Annotated in this window: 17 protein-coding genes; 9 read left to right on the forward strand and 8 right to left on the reverse strand. The window is 69.7% G+C overall.

The genetic code is table 11. The features are described from left to right. Window positions 1-159: 159 nt before the first annotated feature. From H521_RS0113355 to H521_RS0113375, 5 genes are read left to right on the forward strand one after another with little or no spacing between them, the layout of a single operon-like run. Complete coding sequence (locus H521_RS0113355; protein ID WP_022893534.1) at window positions 160-1,527, forward strand: glutamine synthetase family protein; 1,368 nt, start codon at window positions 160-162, stop codon at window positions 1,525-1,527. Continuing rightward, window positions 1,508-2,275 (forward strand): gamma-glutamyl-gamma-aminobutyrate hydrolase family protein, encoded by a 768-nt coding sequence (locus H521_RS23310; protein ID WP_022893535.1) that lies wholly within the window; start codon window positions 1,508-1,510, stop codon window positions 2,273-2,275. Before H521_RS0113355 ends, H521_RS23310 begins: the two co-directional genes overlap by 20 nt. Beyond that, the gene (locus H521_RS0113365; protein WP_022893536.1) at window positions 2,272-3,627 is read left to right on the forward strand and encodes an aldehyde dehydrogenase family protein; all 1,356 of its coding nucleotides are present in this window, start codon (window positions 2,272-2,274) and stop codon (window positions 3,625-3,627) included. The genes H521_RS23310 and H521_RS0113365 overlap by 4 nt, the downstream gene beginning before the upstream one ends. A 25-nt stretch (window positions 3,628-3,652) precedes the next feature. Continuing rightward, window positions 3,653-4,444 carry a 3-oxoacyl-ACP reductase gene (locus H521_RS0113370; protein ID WP_022893537.1) on the forward strand — a complete coding sequence of 264 codons (792 nt, stop codon included), beginning with the start codon at window positions 3,653-3,655 and terminating at the stop codon, window positions 4,442-4,444. A gap of 9 nt (window positions 4,445-4,453) precedes the next feature. Beyond that, window positions 4,454-5,215 (forward strand): FadR/GntR family transcriptional regulator, encoded by a 762-nt coding sequence (locus H521_RS0113375; RefSeq protein WP_022893538.1) that lies wholly within the window; start codon window positions 4,454-4,456, stop codon window positions 5,213-5,215. 79 nt (window positions 5,216-5,294) lie between these two features. Here H521_RS0113375 and H521_RS0113380 read toward each other — a convergent pair whose 3' ends face one another. After that, window positions 5,295-5,612 carry a DUF4190 domain-containing protein gene (locus H521_RS0113380; RefSeq protein WP_022893539.1) on the reverse strand — a complete coding sequence of 106 codons (318 nt, stop codon included), beginning with the start codon at window positions 5,610-5,612 and terminating at the stop codon, window positions 5,295-5,297. 122 nt (window positions 5,613-5,734) lie between these two features. Here H521_RS0113380 and H521_RS0113385 point away from each other — a divergent pair, with 122 nt between their 5' ends. Next, window positions 5,735-7,021 (forward strand): uracil-xanthine permease family protein, encoded by a 1,287-nt coding sequence (locus H521_RS0113385; RefSeq protein ID WP_022893540.1) that lies wholly within the window; start codon window positions 5,735-5,737, stop codon window positions 7,019-7,021. 102 nt (window positions 7,022-7,123) lie between these two features. On the opposite strand, the gene H521_RS0113390 is transcribed toward H521_RS0113385, so the two are convergent. From H521_RS0113390 to H521_RS0113410, 5 genes are all read right to left on the reverse strand, one after another. Continuing rightward, window positions 7,124-7,468 (reverse strand): hypothetical protein, encoded by a 345-nt coding sequence (locus tag H521_RS0113390; protein ID WP_022893541.1) that lies wholly within the window; start codon window positions 7,466-7,468, stop codon window positions 7,124-7,126. Further along, the gene (locus tag H521_RS0113395; RefSeq protein ID WP_022893542.1) at window positions 7,465-8,643 is read right to left on the reverse strand and encodes an inorganic phosphate transporter; all 1,179 of its coding nucleotides are present in this window, start codon (window positions 8,641-8,643) and stop codon (window positions 7,465-7,467) included. Before H521_RS0113395 ends, H521_RS0113390 begins: the two co-directional genes overlap by 4 nt. A gap of 108 nt (window positions 8,644-8,751) precedes the next feature. Continuing rightward, window positions 8,752-9,234: an 8-oxo-dGTP diphosphatase gene (locus H521_RS23315; RefSeq protein WP_022893543.1), complete on the reverse strand. Its 483-nt coding sequence runs from the start codon at window positions 9,232-9,234 to the stop codon at window positions 8,752-8,754. A 1-nt stretch (window position 9,235) separates the two neighbouring features. After that, window positions 9,236-10,267, reverse strand: a complete 1,032-nt coding sequence (locus tag H521_RS0113405) for a 6-phosphofructokinase (protein ID WP_022893544.1) — start codon at window positions 10,265-10,267, stop codon at window positions 9,236-9,238. Between the two features lie 117 nt (window positions 10,268-10,384). After that, window positions 10,385-12,508 (reverse strand): DEAD/DEAH box helicase, encoded by a 2,124-nt coding sequence (locus H521_RS0113410; RefSeq protein WP_022893545.1) that lies wholly within the window; start codon window positions 12,506-12,508, stop codon window positions 10,385-10,387. Window positions 12,509-12,773: 265 nt separating this feature from the next. Between H521_RS0113410 and H521_RS0113415 the strand changes: the two genes are divergently transcribed. Next, complete coding sequence (locus H521_RS0113415; RefSeq protein ID WP_022893546.1) at window positions 12,774-12,986, forward strand: hypothetical protein; 213 nt, start codon at window positions 12,774-12,776, stop codon at window positions 12,984-12,986. A gap of 43 nt (window positions 12,987-13,029) precedes the next feature. Here the strand turns inward: H521_RS0113415 and H521_RS0113420 are convergent, their stop codons facing one another. Then, window positions 13,030-14,946 carry a DUF2207 family protein gene (locus tag H521_RS0113420; RefSeq protein ID WP_040424678.1) on the reverse strand — a complete coding sequence of 639 codons (1,917 nt, stop codon included), beginning with the start codon at window positions 14,944-14,946 and terminating at the stop codon, window positions 13,030-13,032. A gap of 76 nt (window positions 14,947-15,022) precedes the next feature. On the opposite strand from H521_RS0113420, the gene H521_RS0113425 reads away from it, so the two are divergent. After that, window positions 15,023-15,301, forward strand: coding sequence for a metal-sensitive transcriptional regulator (locus H521_RS0113425; protein ID WP_022893547.1), 279 nt, complete (start codon window positions 15,023-15,025; stop codon window positions 15,299-15,301). Window positions 15,302-15,309: 8 nt separating this feature from the next. Next, window positions 15,310-15,858: an O-acetyl-ADP-ribose deacetylase gene (locus tag H521_RS0113430; protein ID WP_022893548.1), complete on the forward strand. Its 549-nt coding sequence runs from the start codon at window positions 15,310-15,312 to the stop codon at window positions 15,856-15,858. On the opposite strand, the gene H521_RS23320 is transcribed toward H521_RS0113430, so the two are convergent. Beyond that, window positions 15,855-16,712, reverse strand: coding sequence for a glycerophosphodiester phosphodiesterase (locus H521_RS23320; protein ID WP_051159301.1), 858 nt, complete (start codon window positions 16,710-16,712; stop codon window positions 15,855-15,857). The genes H521_RS0113430 and H521_RS23320 overlap by 4 nt on opposite strands. Window positions 16,713-16,732: the final 20 nt, after the last annotated feature.

The following is a 16,732-nucleotide window of genomic DNA, read 5'->3' on the forward strand; positions in this document are numbered from 1 at the left end:
ACTATAGGGCTCCCAATGGTTGCCCGTACAGACCTTTTTCTCAGAAGCTCCTCGACATCGACGACAACCTGCCGCGTCGAGCCAGATCGGGAACGGGCGACCGTGTGGTGTAATGGTCGGCAGCACCGACCATTCACCGACTCGAGGAGGCGCCAGCGGATGTCGGCACCCACCGGATATCTCACCCTCGACGCTCTGCGCAGCGCGGTCGCCGACGGACACGTCGACACGGTCATCGTCGCGTTCACCGACATGCAGGGCCGGCTCATCGGCAAGCGCGTCTCGGCCCGACTCTTCCTCGAGGACGCCGTTGCGCACGGCGTGGAGGCCTGCAACTACCTGCTCGCCGTCGACGTCGAGATGAACACGGTCGACGGCTACGCGATCTCGAGCTGGGAGCGCGGTTACGGCGACATGGCCCTCATCCCCGACTTCACGACCCTCCGCGCGGCCCCGTGGCTCGAGGCGACCGCTCTCGTCACGGCCGACCTCCAGTGGCTCGACGGCACCCCCGTCGAACCGTCGCCACGGCGCATCCTGCAACGCCAGCTCGAACGCCTCGCAGAGCGCGGCCTCACCGCCTTCGTCGGCACCGAACTCGAGTTCATCGTCTTCGACGACTCCTATCGCGAGGCGTGGGGCAAGGGCTACCGCGAGCTGACGCCCGCGAGCGACTACAACATCGACTACGCGTTGCTCGCGTCGACGCGCATGGAGCCGCTGCTGCGCGACATCCGCAATTCCATGGACGGCGCCGGGATGTACTGCGAGGGCGTCAAGGGCGAGTGCAACCTCGGTCAGCAGGAGATCGCGTTCCGGTACACCGATGCACTCGGCACGTGCGACAACCACTCGATCTACAAGAACGGGGCGAAGGAGATCGCCGACCGGCACGGCAAATCGCTCACGTTCATGGCGAAGTTCAACGAGCGCGAGGGCAACAGTTGCCACATCCACATCTCCCTGCGGGGGGCCGACGGCGACGCGGTCTTCAGCGACCCGGATGCCCCGCACGGCATTTCGAAGCTCTTCCGCCACTTCCTCGCCGGCCAACTCGCGGCGATGCGAGAGCTCACGCTCTTCTCCGCGCCGAACATCAACTCGTACAAGCGCTACGTCGCCGGCTCCTTCGCGCCCACCGCGATCGCCTGGGGACTCGACAACCGAACCTGCGCGCTGCGCGTCGTGGGCCGGGGCCTCGGCATGCGCGTCGAGAATCGGGTGCCCGGCGGCGACGTGAACCAGTACCTCGCGGTCGCGGCGCTCATCGCGGCGGGGTTGCACGGCATCGACCAGGAGCTCGAACTGCCCGACGCGTTCCCCGGCAACGCCTACGAGAGCGATGTGGCCCGTGTGCCGGCGACACTGCGCGAGGCGGCCTCGCTCTTCGCCGAGTCGGCCATCGCGCGCGAGGCCTTCGGCGACGAGGTCGTCGACCACTACCTGAACAACGCCGGCATCGAGGTCGCCGCCTACGACGCGGCCGTGACGGACTGGGAGCGGGTGCGTGGCTTCGAACGACTCTGAATCGCCGGTGATCGGCGTCACGACCTATCTCGAGCAGGCGCGGACCGGCGTCTGGGACGTCCCCGCCTCGTTCCTGCCGAAGGTCTACATCGACGCCGTGACCGATGCCGGCGGCATCGCCGTGCTGCTGCCGCCACAACCGGGCAGCGAGGGCATCGCGCGCACCTTGCTTTCTGCGCTCGACGGGCTCATCGTCTCGGGCGGCGCCGATGTCGACCCGCGGCGCTACGGCCAGTCGCCGCACGAGCGAACGGGGGTGCCCCGCACCGACCGCGACGACTGGGAGGACCACCTGCTGACGGCGGCGATCGCCCTCGAACTGCCCTTCCTCGGCATCTGCCGCGGCGCCCAGATGCTGAACGTCGCACTCGGCGGCACGCTCGTACAGCACCTGCCCGACGTCGTCGGCAGCGACGCGTACCAGCCCGCACCCGCGAAGTTCGGCGAGGCCGAGGCATCCGTCGTGGCCGGTTCGCGCCTCGCAGCGCTGCTCGGCGATCGGGGCGATCCCCTGCCGATCCACGTCTACCACCACCAGGCGCTCGACGAGGTGGCGCCAGGCCTTCGAGTCACGGCCCGCACCGACGACGGCGTGATCGAGGCCGTCGAGCTCACGACGGTTCCGTTCGGCCTCGGCGTGCAGTGGCATCCCGAAGAGAACGCCGCTGACCGGAGGCTCTTCGCCGGACTCGTCGACGCCGCACGCACCCACCGCCAGACCACAGCGCGAACGAGGAGCCAGTCGTGAGCCACACGATCGTGAACCCCGCCGACGAGAGCGTCGTGACCACCGTCACCGCCGCCTCGATCGACGAGACCGACGCGGCGATCGCCCGTGCCGCCGCCGCACAGCTCGAGTGGGCGCGAGTCGCTCCCGCCGACCGGGCCAGGATGCTCCGCCGCTTCGCCGACGCCGTCGACGGCGCCGTCGAAGAACTCGCGACGATCGAGGTGCGCAACTCGGGGCACCCGATCACGCAGGCCCGGTGGGAGGCCGCGCACGTGCGCGACGTGCTCGAGTACTACTCGGCCGTCCCCGAGCGGCTCTTCGGGCGCCAGATCCCCGTCGCCGGCGGACTCGACGTGACCTTCCAGGAGCCGCTCGGCGTCGTGGGCGTGATCACGCCGTGGAACTTCCCGATGACGATCGCCGCGTGGGGCTTCGCGCCGGCGCTCGCGGCCGGCAACGCCGTCGTGCTGAAGCCGGCGGAGTGGACGCCGCTGTCGAGCCTTCGGCTGGCGGAGCTCGGACTCGAGGCCGGCCTTCCCGACGGGCTCTTCCAGGTGATCCCCGGCGCCGGGTCCGTCGTCGGCGAGCGGTTCGTCTCGAACGAGACCGTGCGAAAGATCGTCTTCACGGGCTCGACCGAGACCGGAAAGCACATCATGGCGGGCTGCGCCGACCAGGTGAAGCGGGTCACCCTCGAACTCGGCGGCAAGAGCGCGAACATCGTGTTCGCCGACGCCGACCTCGAGCGAGCGGCGGCCACCGCCCCGTACGGGGTCTTCGAGAACGCCGGCCAGGACTGCTGCGCGCGAAGCCGCATCCTCGTCGAGCGCAGCGTCTACGAGCGCTTCATGGAACTGCTCGAGCCGGCCGTCGCCGGGGTGCGCGTCGGCGACCCGACCGACGAGTCGACCGAGATGGGCCCGCTCGTCGCGGCGGCCCACCTCGAGCGGGTGCGATCCTTCGTTCCGGATGACTCCGAGCTCGCGTTCCGCGCGAGCGCCCCGACCGGACCCGGGTTCTGGTTCCCGCCGACGGTGCTCGCCCCGTCGCGCGATGCCCGCACCGCCCGCGAGGAGATCTTCGGGCCGGTGGTCTCGGTCTTCCCGTTCGACGACGAGGCCGACGCGGTGGGCTTCGCGAACGCCGGCCGCTACGGCCTCTCCGGCTCGATCTGGACGCGCGACCTCAGCCGCGGCATCCGTGTCGCCCGCGCCGTCGAGGCGGGCAACCTCTCAGTGAACTCGCACTCGTCGGTGCGGTACTCGACGCCCTTCGGCGGGTTCAAGCAATCGGGACTCGGTCGTGAGCTCGGGCCCGACGCACCGCTCGCCTTCACCGAGACCAAGAACGTCTTCCTCGCCGTCGACTGACGGCACGATCCACGACAGGAGCACCATGACCGACCTCCCCCGCATCGATCTCACCCAGCGCCTCGCCGGCCGCGTCGCCGTCATCACGGGCGGGGCATCGGGCATCGGCCTCGCCACCGCGAAGCGTCTCGCCGCTGAAGGCGCGAAGGTCGTCATCGGCGATATGGATGCCACGGCCGGCCCGGCCGCCGCCGAGCTCGTCGGCGGTCTCTTCGTGCAGGTGAACGTCACCGACGAGGCCCAGGTCGACCACCTGTTCGACGAGGCGGCCAGGGTCTACGGCTCGGTCGACATCGCGTTCAACAACGCGGGCATCTCGCCGCCCGACGACGACTCCATCGAGACCACCGAACTCCCGGCATGGCAGAAGGTGCAAGACGTCAACCTGAAGTCGGTCTACCTCTGCTCCCGGGCCGCGCTGCGGCACATGACGGCCCAGGGCCGGGGCTCGATCATCAACACGGCGTCGTTCGTCGCCGTGCTCGGCTCGGCGACCTCGCAGATCTCGTACACCGCCTCGAAAGGCGGCGTCCTCGCGATGAGCCGCGAGCTCGGCGTGCAGTTCGCCCGTCAGGGCATCCGCGTGAACGCGCTGTGCCCTGGGCCGGTGAACACGCCGCTCCTGCAGGAGCTCTTCGCGAAAGACCCCGAGCGCGCGCAGCGCCGGCTCGTGCACATCCCCGTCGGCCGGTTCGCCGAGCCCGACGAGCTCGCAGCGGCTGTGGCGTTCCTCGCGAGCGACGACTCCTCGTTCATCACCGGCTCGACGTTCCTCGTCGACGGTGGCATCAGCTCGGCGTACGTCACACCGCTCTAGGCTCGAACCATGACCGACGCCACGCACGACGAACCGGCGGAACCCGCCGAGGTGCTGAGCGCCGGCCTGCTGCTGACGCCGGCCCGCCCGGCGAACGCGTTCGAAGAGACGGTGCAGCGGCTGCTGCAGTCGATCCGCCTCGGCCTCATCGGTCCGGGCGAGCGCCTGCCCGCCGAGCGCGAGCTCGCGAGCATGCTCGAGGTCAGCCGCGACACCCTGCGCGAGGCGATCGCCTCGCTGGCCGAAGCCGGATGGATCGTCGCGCGAAGGGGACGCTACGGCGGCACCTTCGTTTCCGATGAGCTGCCGGCCGCGATTCCGGCGACCTCGGGGTCATCGGCCGATCCGCTCGTCGCCTCGGGGCGTCTCGAAGACACGCTCGCCCTGCGCTCGGTGATCGAAGTGGGCGCCGCGCGCCGCGCCGCCGAGAGCGAGCTCAGCAGCAACGATCGCGAAAGACTGTGGCAGGCCGATGAGGAGTGCCGCACAGCCACGGGCGAGCAGTACCGCATGGCGGACTCCCGGCTGCACCTGCTGATCGCCGAGGTGCTCGGAGCGCCGAGCGTCATTCCCCTCGTTGCCGACGTGCGCATGCGGGTCAACGAACTGCTCGACGGCATTCCCCTGCTCGCACCGAACATCGCCCACTCCAACGAGCAGCACCGAGCGATCGTGCACGCGATTCTGCGTGGCAACGCCGACGACGCGGCGAGCGCCATGGCCGAGCACCTCGAGGGCACCGAGGCCCTGCTCCGCGGGTTCTACGCCTGAGCGGATGCCGCGTGGCGGCGCCGAACGCGAGAACGGGCCGCCTCCCGAGAGAGACGACCCGTCACGCGTGCCAGCGGACTCAGATGAACGCGAAGGGCAGCATCGCGAGGCCGAAGACGAGGAAGCCGAGTGTCGCCAGCACGGCGCCGGCGAGCATGACCGAGTTGAGCACGATGCCCCAGATGGCCATGGTGCGGGCCGCGGGCTCGCGCTTGAGCGCCATGACGCCGAGCACCAGACCGATCGCCGGCACGATGAACGTGTAGCTCGCGATGATCGAGACGAGGCCGAGCACGAGGCTCGAGATGCTGAACCCGCGCGTCTCCGCAGCCGGGGTGGCGTAGGGGTTCGGCTCCGCGAACGGCGCCTGGGTTGCGGTGTCGGTGACGGTGGTCATGGTGTGTTTCTCCTGTTCGTGGGTGTGCTTCCACGCTACGCACGCCGGGGGGCGCCGGGTATCGGGGTATCCCCCCGATACGATCTGATGGATCCCCCTCCCCTCCTCCTGAACGGAGCAGCATGACCCTGCCCTGGACCATTCACGGCGATGGCAAGAACGTCGCCCCGGGCGAGGTCGTCGCCCCCGGCGAGCGCCTCAGCTGGCCGCGCACGATCGGCCTCGGTGCCCAGCACGTGGTCGCGATGTTCGGCGCGACCTTCCTCGTGCCGATCCTCACCGGCTTCCCGCCCGCCACGACCCTGCTCTTCTCGGGCATCGGCACCATCCTGTTCCTCCTGATCACGAGGAACCGGGTGCCGAGCTACCTCGGCTCCTCGTTCGCGTTCATCGCCCCGATCACCGCGGCCACGGCGGCGAAGGGCGTGTCCGACCCCATGGGCGCCGCGCTCTTCGGCATCGTCGTCGTGGGCGTGCTGCTGGCGCTCGTCGGCCTGCTGGTGCTCTGGGTCGGCACCAAGTGGATCGACGTGCTCATGCCACCGGTGGTGTCTGGCGCGATCGTCGCTCTCATCGGGTTCAACCTCGCGCCCGCCGCATTCGACAACTTCAAGGCCGCACCGCTCACCGCGTTCATCACGCTGACCGTCGTCGTCATCGCGAGCGTCGCGTTCCGCGGCATCCTCGGCCGGGTGTCGATCCTGATCGGCGTGCTCGTCGGCTACGCGGCGGCCGCAGTGCAGGGCGAGATCGACTTCAGCCGCATCGAGAGCGCCGCGTGGGTCGGCCTGCCGTCGTTCCACCTGCCGGCCAACCCGCTCGCCGATGCCGCGGTCTGGGGGCTGCTGCCGGCGTTCCTCCCGGTCGTGCTCGTGCTCGTCGCCGAGAACGTCGGTCACATCAAGGGCATCGCCCAGATGACCGACCAGTCGATCAACGCACACACCGGTCGCGCACTCTTCGCCGACGGCCTCGCGACGACGATCGCCGGATTCTTCGGCGGATCGGCGACCACGACGTACGGCGAGAACATCGGCGTGATGGCCGCGACCCGCATCTACTCAACGGCCGCGTACTGGGTCGCCGGCCTCATCGCCGTGCTGCTCGGCCTCTCGCCCAAGTTCGGCGAGGTCATCAACACGATTCCGGCGGGCGTGCTGGGCGGCGTCACCACGGCGCTGTACGGCCTCATCGGCATCATCGGCGTGAAGATCTGGCTCGACAACCGGGTCGACTTCACGAAGCCGGTCAACCAGTTCACCGCCGCGACGGCGCTCATCATCGGCATCGCGAACTTCACCTTCCAGATCGGCACGGTGGCGTTCAACGGCATCGCCCTCGGCACGATCGCCGCGATCGCGATCTACCACCTCATGAACGGCATCGCGAAGGCCCGCGGCACGAACTGACGCGCGCGTGAACGACGGATGCCCCGTTGCCGATGATCGGCGACGGGGCATCCGTTGTTCGTGCTCGGTGCGCTCAGCGAAGAACCGGTGCGCTGAGCGAGGTCAGCCGAACAGCTTCATCAGGTGCTCGCCGACGATCAGGTAGATGCCGACCAGCACCGAGATGCCGCTGACCGCGAAGCACACCCATGCCGCGATGAGTGCGGCGCGCTTCTGCCCGTCGCTCAACGGGCTCTTTCGCGCGGCCTTGGCCGCCCGCTTCTCGGCCTGACGGATCTCGGCGGGTGTCACCACGGTGATCGCATCGGTGAACTCGGCGGGCGTCACGATAGGCGTGCGGCCCGAGGTGGTGAGCAGTCGGATGCCGAGCGAGTACGACGCGACGACCACGCCCGTGCCGACCATCGCCGAGACGAAGACGAGCAGGAACGCGAGCCAGTCGATCACGAGGTCACCTTCTTCTTCGGCTTCGGGTTGCGCTTGATCTTGACGGCCCGCCCGGAGTGGGCCACCTCGCTCACGACGTTGTGGTGCGAGACCTCGTTGCGTCGCGACCAGAGGAAGATGCCGGCGATGACGCCCACGCCGACGATCGTGTCGATGATGATACCGATGACGCCCAGGTGCGCGACGACGGCCGCGAGCGCGCCGACACCACCGGCGGCCGGGAGGGTCAGCAGCCAGCCGATGCCGATGCGGCCGGCGGTGCGCCAGCGCACCTTGGAGCCGCGGCGGCCGAGCCCGGAGCCGATGACGGAACCCGAAGCGACCTGCGTGGTCGAGAGTGCGAAGCCCACATGGCTCGAGGCGAGGATCGTCGCCGCGGTGGCGGTCTCTGCGGCGAAGCCCTGTGCGGGCTTGACGTCGGTGAGTCCGGTGCCGAGTGTCTTGATGATGCGCCATCCGCCCATGTACGTGCCGAGCGCGATGGCGACGGCGCACGTGACGATGACCCAGAGCTGCACGTCGGCACCGGCCGGCTGGAGGCCCGCGGCGACCAGGGTCAGCGTGATGACGCCCATGGTCTTCTGCGCGTCGTTCGTGCCGTGCGCGAGGGCGACGAGCGACGAGGAGAAGACCTGAGCGTGACGGAATCCGTCGCGGCCGTCGGGCTTGCCGTCGTAGCGACGCGTGATCGCGTAGGCGAGCTTCGTCGCCGCGTAGGCGATGAGGCCGGCGGTCAGCGGCGCGAGCAGTGCCGGCAGGATCACCTTCGACATGACGACGGCGAAGTCGATCGCGCCGACGCCGAAGCCGACGAGGGCGGCGCCGATGAGGCCGCCGAAGAGCGCGTGACTCGACGACGACGGCAGGCCGAGCAGCCACGTGATCATGTTCCACACGATCGCGCCGATGAGCCCGGCGAAGATGAGCTCGGGCGTGATGAGCACGCCGCCGTCGCCCTCTTTGATGATGCCGCCCGAGATGGTCTTGGCCACCTCGGTCGAGAGGAAGGCGCCGACGAGGTTCAGGATCGCGGCGAGGCCCACGGCGACCTTCGGCTTCAGCGCCCCCGTTGCGATGGGGGTCGCCATGGCGTTGGCCGTGTCGTGGAAGCCGTTGGTGAAATCGAAGAAGAGCGCCAGTGCGATGACCAGCACGACGATGAGGGTGAGATCCACCGGCGTCTTTCTCTGGGATCGGTGCAGCCCACGCCTTCAGAGAGGACTTCACCAGATGTTCAGGGGACGTGCCTTGCAGAGTCGGCGTTCGCCGTGCACCCGTCGATACTACGCGACCGGACTGCGCTCCTCCACCACGGTCGCGAGGTCGGCGCCGAAGACGAAGGTGCGCCGCACATCGCCCCCGGCCAGCACGACGGGGAGCCAGCGGCGCGCATCGTCCCACATCTCGTCGAGCGGGATCGCGAGCACGTCGAACCACTCGGGGTCGATCTCATCGGATGGCGTCGGTTCGCCCTGCCATCGACGGCAGACGAACACGTTCGACTCCTGGCTCCACGCCTCTCGATGCGGGAAGAGGTAGCTCAGCACGCCGCGAGACTCCAGGTCGGCGGCGGCCACGACGAGACCGGATTCCTCGAAGATCTCTCGCACCGCGGCATCCGCCGGCGACTCACCGGGCTCGAGCTTGCCGCCCGGCGCGACGAAGTACCCCATGCCGAGCCCGTGCTTCTTGCGCCCCAGGAGCACCTCGACGCGCCCGTCGCGCTCGCGAAGGAGGTAGCAGACGCACACCTGGGGCAGCGGCATCTCAGCCGAACAGGATCTTCGCCTCGTCGTACCGCGACTGCGGCACGCGGTTGAGGCTGCCCACGGCGTCGGCGATCGACACGGTGCGGATGTCGGTGCCGCGAAGCGTCACCATCGAGCCCCACGCGCGGTCGTAGACGGCGTCGACGGCGGCCATGCCGAGGCGCGTCGCCAGCACCCGGTCGTAGGCCGATGGGGCGCCGCCGCGCTGGATGTGGCCCAGCACGGTCGCGCGCGACTCGATGCCGGTGCGCTCCTCGATCATCGGTGCGAGCTGCTCCGAGATGCCGCCGAGGCGAGGCCGGTTGAACGCGTCGAGTCCCTTGTGCGAGTGCGCCTCGTTCATGCCGGGCAGCGTGAATCCCTCGGCGACGACGACGAGCGGCGCGCGGCCGCGGTCGCGCACCGACTCGACCCACTCGCAGATCTGCTCGATCGACTGCGGCTGCTCGGGAATCAGGATCGCGTGCGCTCCCCCGGCCATGCCGGAGTGCAGGGCGATCCAGCCGACGTGGCGGCCCATGACCTCGAGCACCATGCAGCGGCCGTGCGAGTCGGCGGTCGTGCGCAGGCGGTCGATGGCCTCGGTCGCGATCTCGACGGCCGTGTCGAAGCCGAAGGAGTAGTCGGTGGCGGCGAGGTCGTTGTCGATCGTCTTGGGCACGCCGACCACGTTGATGCCGCCCTCGTCGTGCAGGCGGCGCGCCGCAGTGAGGGTGCCTTCGCCGCCGATCGCGATGATCGCGTCGATGCCCTGCTCGTCGAGCATGCGCTGGATGTTCTCGGGGCCGCCGCCCTCGCCCTCGTAGGGGTTGGTGCGGCTCGAGCCGAGGATCGTGCCGCCCTGCTTGGCGAGTCCGCGCACGTCATGACGCGTGATCGGCATGATGTCGGCCTCGACGACGCCCTTCCAACCCCAGCGGAACCCGACGAACTCGGTCTCGTGCGAGATGACGCCCTTCAGCACCGCGCCGCGGATGACCGAGTTGAGGCCGGGGCAGTCGCCGCCCGAGGTGAGGATGCCGATCTTCATGGCGCGTGAGACTCCTTCGCTGTGGGGGAATTGCGTCGCGGGAGCCGCTTCATCGGGGCACGACTCCGGGAAGTCTAGCGAACCTCGACTTCGTGTTCCGACGCGGCTCGCGATCGCCTACAGCGCGCCGTCGAGCGCCTGCCGCAGCAGGTGCTGCAGGGCGTCGAGTTGCACCGAGTCGGCCGAGCCCGGCTCGACATCGCTGCCGTCGAGCGCGCGAGCCGCGAGGCCCTGCTTGGAGTCGATGAGCTCGGCGATGCGGGCGTCGATCGTGTGCGCGGCGATGATGCGCCACGCGGTGACGGGCTCGTCTTGGCCGATGCGGTGCACGCGGTCGATCGCCTGCGTCTGCTCGGCTGCGGTCCAGCTGAGCTCGGCGAGCACGACGTTCGACGCGGCCTGCAGGTTGACGCCGACGCCCGCCGCGGTGAGCGAGCAGACCGCGATGGCGACCTCGGGGTCTTTGTTGAACGCGTCGATCGCAGCCTGCCGCTGCAGGGCGGTCTGGTCGCCGCGAAGCGACACGGTGCGCAGTTCTCGCGCCGCGAAGGCCGCCTCGGCCTGGTCCATGACGTCGATGTGCTTGGCGAAGAAGACGACCTTGCCGACCGAGCGTGCGAGCTGGGCCGCGTAGTCGGCGGCGAGCCCGGCCTTGGCCTGGCCGATGCGCCGCACCATCGTGAAGACGTTCTCGCCCGATTTCGTCGACTTCGACTCCTCGAGTTCGGCGCTCGCGACGGCGCGGATGAACTGGTCGCGCTGATCGTCGTCGAGGTCGCCGACGCGCAGTTTGCGCGCCTCGACGAGCGCACGGAAGCGCCCGGCGAGACGATTGCCGAGCTCGCGCTCGGCGGCGCGCACCGAACGCCCGAGCTCGTCGTCGAGTTCGACGGGAAGGTCGGCGATGCGCTTGGCGGGCAGGTCGGCCGCGACATCCACCTTGCGACGGCGCACGATGCCGAGATCGATCACCGATCGGCGGGCGGCGCTGTAGAAGCCGGGGTCGGCGGGAGTCAGCCCCGTCTCTTCGAGTCGGCCGAGCAGCTCGGGCGAGGGCTTGTCACCCTCGATCCAGCCGAGGAACTTCCAGATCGCGCGGAAGTCGTCGACATCGTTGATGAGCGGGGTGCCGGTGAGGGCGAGCAGCAGGGGGTCGCCGCCCGGCGCGGCACGACGGATGCGTTCGGCGAGGGCGAGCACGTTCTTCGAGCGCTGCGACTGCAGGTTCTTGATGAAGTGCGCCTCGTCGACGACCATGCCCTTGAAGCCGAGGGTCGACAGCCACGCCATGTGCCGGTCGAGCACGTCGTAGTTGACGATGACGACGTCGGCGAACGCGTCGAGCGTGTCGCCGTCGCCGTGGATGACGGTGGCGCGGCGGTGCGGAGTCCACCGCTCGACCTCGCGTGCCCAGTTCATCTTCACGACGTTCGGCACGACGGCGAGCAGCGGATAGGCACCGGCGACGGATGCCGCGAGCACCGACTGCGCCGTCTTGCCGAGGCCCGGTTCGTCAGCGAGCAGGAAGGTGCGGTGCCCTTCGCGCGCGCTCTCGATGAAGCGCACCTGGTGTGCCATGAGCTCGAGACCGCGCGGCGAGAGCCGGTCGACCTTCGGCGCCTCCGGCAGCTCCATGGTGGCCGCCTGGCCGCCCGAACCCACCTCGAACGACTTGAACAGGGGGCCGAGCAGCTCCCAGTTGGCGAGCCGTCGCACGGGCACGTTCGAGGCCGTCGGCTTCGAGAAGTCGGGCGGGAGGAACGGGTTCGCGAGCTGGCGCGAGCGAACGGATGCCGGGATGACCTGGTTCTCGCTGAGCTGCGGCGTGACCTCGGCCTCGCGGGTGATGATGAGCTCATCGGCTGAGAGCTCGGCACCGGATTCGAGCAGCCAGTCGCGGCGGAATCGCTGCGCGACCGTCGAGATCGAGGCGTCGGGCTCGAGCAGGGCGATGAGGCTCGTGTCGCGAGCCGCGGTCTTCGCGAGGATCTGTGCAATGCCGTCGAGCCGCTTGAGCAGCTCTGAACGCGCGGCGTCGGTCACCTCGGTGTCGGCCTTGACCCGGGCGCGCTCCTCGCGCATGAGGAGCGCGATCACCTGGAACTTGGTGCGGTTCGTCGGGCCGAGCTTGCCCTTCTGCGCCTTCTGCTCCACCTCGCGCACCTTGCGCGCGAGGATCGGGATGATCGGTGCGTCATCGTCGCGCGAACGCGTCCGCTGTCGCTGCCTCGTCTGGGCCAATGGTCCTCCAGTATCTGGGCCGAATCCGGCACGCCCCTCGCCACCGTCAGATGGTCGAGACCGCTCGGTCGCACCGAGTTGCATCGGTGGCTCGCGGTGCGCGAATCCCGAACCGAGCATCGCGTGAACTCAGGTTCGTGATCACACCAACTCACGGGATCACACCCAGCTCACGCGGTCGGCCGAAGAACGGATTCGCCGTGCGCAACCCCCAGTCTAGCGTCAACCCCGTGCGGATTCGGCGCGACAGGCCTACCCTGCCCTCATGAACGTTCGCGCAGGCCGGGGCGAGGCCCTCTCGCCCGATGACGACTTCACCGTCGCGCAAGACACCGAGTTCGACGAAGCCGACGCCGCGGGTGAGGCTGCCGACGACGAGCGACCGCTCGACGACGCGCTCACCGACGAGACGCCCGGCATCGACGAGGAGCGCAGAGTCGACCTCGCCGACGAACGCGAGGCGGCCGGCGAGGAGTGATTCGCAGCGGGTGACTCGAACCGCGCCGAGCCGTCGGACCGGGCTAGACGCCCCCGCCGCCCCCGCCGCCACCGCCGCCGCCCGACGAGCCGCCTCCGCCGGAGCCGCTCGATGACGAGCTCGAGCTCGAGCCCGACCACGACGAGCTCGCGGCCGACGAGAACGACGACACCCCGGCAGCGAGCAGTCCGGCGTTGAACCCGTCGCGGCCGGCGTACCACGTGGGTTCGGCGCCCGTCTGCTCGTAGAGCGCCGAGAGTTCGCGGCTCCACTCGCGTTCGAGGCCGAACAGCACGGCGTACGGCAGCAAGCGCTCATTGAGCTTCAGCACCGTCACGGGGTCGAGGGTCGTGGCGAACGGCTGGGCGCTCGAGGCATCCGTCGGCGAAGCACCCGGCACGGATGCGGCGGCAGGCCGCTCCACCCGGAGCGCACCGCTCGGACTCTGCAGCACTCGCAGCCGATCGGCCTCGGCGAGGCGGATGTAGAGCCGAAGCCCTTCGAGGTGGTCGCGGACGACGCGCCCCTGAGCGGTGAGCGGCCGGACGACGGCGACCGTGCCGAAGGTCGCGACCGCCGCGATGATCGCGACGATGAAGCACGCGGCCGGCCAGAATCCGCCCATCTGCGCGTCGAGCGCGATGATGCCGAAGACGAGCGCGAGCACCGCGGCGACGAGCGCCCCAGCCGCGAGCAGCAGGCGCGGCCCGATCGGCGCACGACGGCGCAGCCCATCGCTCACCACCCGCTTGCCCACCGACGTTCGCAGCGCGAGCAACTGCTTGCCGAGTGCGGTGTCCTGCGTGAGTTCTCGGCGACGCCGGTAGTCGGCGAACAGGGCTCGCATGACCCCGGCCGCGTCGTCGTCGGCCGGGAGCGGGGCCGAGGTCTCGCTGACCCGTTCGACGGCGTACTTGCGCCGTCCCGACTCGACGATGCGCAGCTCGCCGCCGACCGCCAGATCGAGAATCGTCGCGGTCACGCCCTTGTCGGCTCGGCCGACCAGGTCGGCGGCCGTCATGGCCGAGGTTCCCGCCGGCGGTTCGTATTCGGCGATGATCGTGCCGCGACCGGGGTGGTCGCGCCATCGGGTGCCGCGGATGACGGCCGCGGCACCGGCCGCGAGCACGGCGAACGCGGCGGCGATGGCACTCGTGATCGCAGCGGGCGAGGAGCCGAACGACTCGTCGCGCGGCACGAAGGTGCCCTGCGCGAACGCCGCGGCGAGCGTGAGGTTCTCGTACGGGCCGAGGTCGAGACCCTCGGCCGTGATGACCGGCGGCTGCGACTCGACGATCTCGAGCGCGTCGCACGACGCGCTCGAGCCGCTGCCGCCTTGATAACAGGAAGCATCACCGGTGAACGCCGCCGCAACGTCATCGCTCAGGCGCAACTCGGCGCTCACTCGTCCGAAGGGCTGCGCCCAGCCGGTGCCGTTGACGTCCCAGTAGAACTCGTCGATCGCGGCATCGTCGGGCTGCAGCGTGACGTTGTGCTGGCGGTAGCCGATCACGTACGTCTGCTCGCCGTGCACGTAGTCGTCGGCGCGAACGGTGACGTACACGAAGTCCTCGTCGTCGTCCTCGGTGTCGACCTCGAACGAGCGGGGCGCACCGGTCTCATCGGTCACCGTGATGCGCTCGATGTCGGTGGGGTGACCGCGGTAGGAGCTCGGGATCGCCCGCCGGATGCCGCGGTTCTGGTCGATCTCGGGAAATCTCGCCACGATCGTCTCGGTGGTGTCGAGCACCGAGCGGCCGCCCTCGTCGCGCGACAGCTCGTAGACGGCATCGAAGGAGTCGAAGGTGAAGTCGTCGACGCCCGTCGACACGTCGCCGATGACGGATGCCGCGGTCTCGCCCGGCGCACCAGCCGCAGACGCCACGGCGGTCGGCGCGAGGGCGAGTGCTGCTGCGGCCATGGCGGCGGCGAGCGTTGCGGCGAGTCGGTGGCGGCGCATGACCCTACGCTAGCTCCCTCGCACATTCACAGGTACCCCTTGGGGGTATCACCGGCGAACGGGGTATCCTGTACTCGTGATCGAGGACATCAAGAAGCGCGCCATGCACCGCACGAAGATCATCGAGGGCCAGCTGCGCGGCATCGAGAAGATGATCGAGAACGACGACTACTGCGTCGACATCATCACCCTCTCGCTCGCGGTGCAGAAGTCGCTGGGCTCGCTCAACAAGCTCCTCGTCGAGAATCACCTGCGCACCCACGTGACCGAGATGTACGAGGCGGGTGGCGAGCAGCGCGAAGCGGCGGTGGCAGAGCTCGTGCGCATCTTCGAGCTCTCCAACAACCGGGGGTAGCCGAGCGGATGCCTCGCATCGAACTGATCTCGGGCGATATCACCGTGCAGCGCGTCGATGCGATCGTGAACGCCGCGAACTCCTCGCTCCTCGGCGGAGGTGGTGTCGACGGCGCGATCCACGCCGCGGGAGGGCCGCAGATCCTCGCGGAGTGCCGCCACCTCCGGGCGACCACCCTGCCCGACGGCCTGCCAGTCGGCGAAGCCGTGGCGACGAGTGCCGGCCGCCTGCCGGCCCGATGGGTCATCCACACCGTCGGTCCCGTCTGGCCTGGCCCCGGCGCGGAGGCCGATCGCCGGCGGCTCCTCCTCTCGGGAGCGGTGCGCAGCTCGCTCACCCTGGCGGCCGAGCTCGGCGCGGCATCCGTCGCCCTTCCCGCGATCTCGGCCGGGGTCTACGGCTGGCCGGCGGCGGATGCCGCGCGAACGGCCCTCGCGGCCGCAGCCGGCGCCCCCTCGTCTGAACGCATCCGGTTCGTGCTCTTCTCCCCGGCCATGCATCGGGTGTTCGCCGATGCGGCCCTCGAACTCGGCATCGCAGCGACCGACGCTTCCTAGGTGCCCGGCGCTGTCACCGCCAGCCAGTCGTCGAGCTCACTGGGTTCGTCGGTGATGATGCCGTCGACTCCCAGCGCGCTGACCTCCTGCCAGTGCTCGTTGCTGTTGAGCGTGTAGCAGAGCACCGCGACGCCGGCCTCGTGCAGCGCGACGAGGGCGGCCGGCTCGGCGGTCACGGAGGCGACCGTCGTGCCGAAGCCGATCACGCCGAGTCGCTCGGCGAGCGGCACCGGATCGGCCGGCAGCTCGCGGATCAGCATGATGCGCGGGGTCGTGGGTGAGACCTGCTGCACGGCGAACAACGTCTCGAGGCTGAAGCTCTGCAGCACGACGCGGCCGCGCAGCCCGTGCCGCTCGACGAGGTCGATGACCGTGCGCACCTCGGCGATCGTCCAGTCGGCCTTCAGCTCGACGAGGGCGCGCGCCGTCTCGCGGGTGGCGAGCGACTCGAGGAATGCGTCGAGCGTCGGCATCCGCTCCCCCGCGTACTCCTCGCCGTACCAGGCTCCGACGTCGAGGCGCTGGAGCTCGGCGAGATCGAGTTCGCCGACGGTGTCACGTATGCCCGTCACCCGTTCGAGCATCGTGTCGTGGAACAGCACGGGCACTCCGTCTCGGCTCAGTTGCACGTCGGTCTCGACGAAGTCGAGCTCGTCCATCGCGAGTTCGAGCGAGACCATCGTGTTCTCGGGCGCCGCCGCACGGTCGCCGCGGTGCCCGACGATGAACGCGGCCTCACCGGGAACGCGGAGCGCACCGAAGACGTCGACAGCGGACGCCGTGGTCGGTGTGCCAGCGACGAGCAGCGTCGACGCGGTCGCGACCACGGCGCCGGCCGCGAGCAGGATGCGCACGGCACGACGAGGCGGGTGAG

This window comes from Agromyces subbeticus DSM 16689 (assembly GCF_000421565.1).
GTDB classification, from domain to species: domain Bacteria; phylum Actinomycetota; class Actinomycetes; order Actinomycetales; family Microbacteriaceae; genus Agromyces; species Agromyces subbeticus.

Bases quoted from the DNA above. Each gene is read 5' to 3' on its own strand.
- H521_RS0113370 (WP_022893537.1), top strand. From the start codon at position 3,653: ATGACCGACCTCCCCCGCATCGATCTCACCCAGCGCCTCGCCGGCCGC.
- H521_RS0113420 (WP_040424678.1), bottom strand. From the start codon at position 14,946: ATGCGCCGCCACCGACTCGCCGCAACGCTCGCCGCCGCCATGGCCGCA.
- H521_RS0113380 (WP_022893539.1), bottom strand. From the start codon at position 5,612: ATGACCACCGTCACCGACACCGCAACCCAGGCGCCGTTCGCGGAGCCG.
- H521_RS0113385 (WP_022893540.1), top strand. From the start codon at position 5,735: ATGACCCTGCCCTGGACCATTCACGGCGATGGCAAGAACGTCGCCCCG.
- H521_RS0113415 (WP_022893546.1), top strand. From the start codon at position 12,774: ATGAACGTTCGCGCAGGCCGGGGCGAGGCCCTCTCGCCCGATGACGAC.
- H521_RS23315 (WP_022893543.1), bottom strand. From the start codon at position 9,234: ATGCCGCTGCCCCAGGTGTGCGTCTGCTACCTCCTTCGCGAGCGCGAC.
- H521_RS0113405 (WP_022893544.1), bottom strand. From the start codon at position 10,267: ATGAAGATCGGCATCCTCACCTCGGGCGGCGACTGCCCCGGCCTCAAC.
- H521_RS0113355 (WP_022893534.1), top strand. From the start codon at position 160: ATGTCGGCACCCACCGGATATCTCACCCTCGACGCTCTGCGCAGCGCG.
- H521_RS0113375 (WP_022893538.1), top strand. From the start codon at position 4,454: ATGACCGACGCCACGCACGACGAACCGGCGGAACCCGCCGAGGTGCTG.
- H521_RS0113430 (WP_022893548.1), top strand. From the start codon at position 15,310: ATGCCTCGCATCGAACTGATCTCGGGCGATATCACCGTGCAGCGCGTC.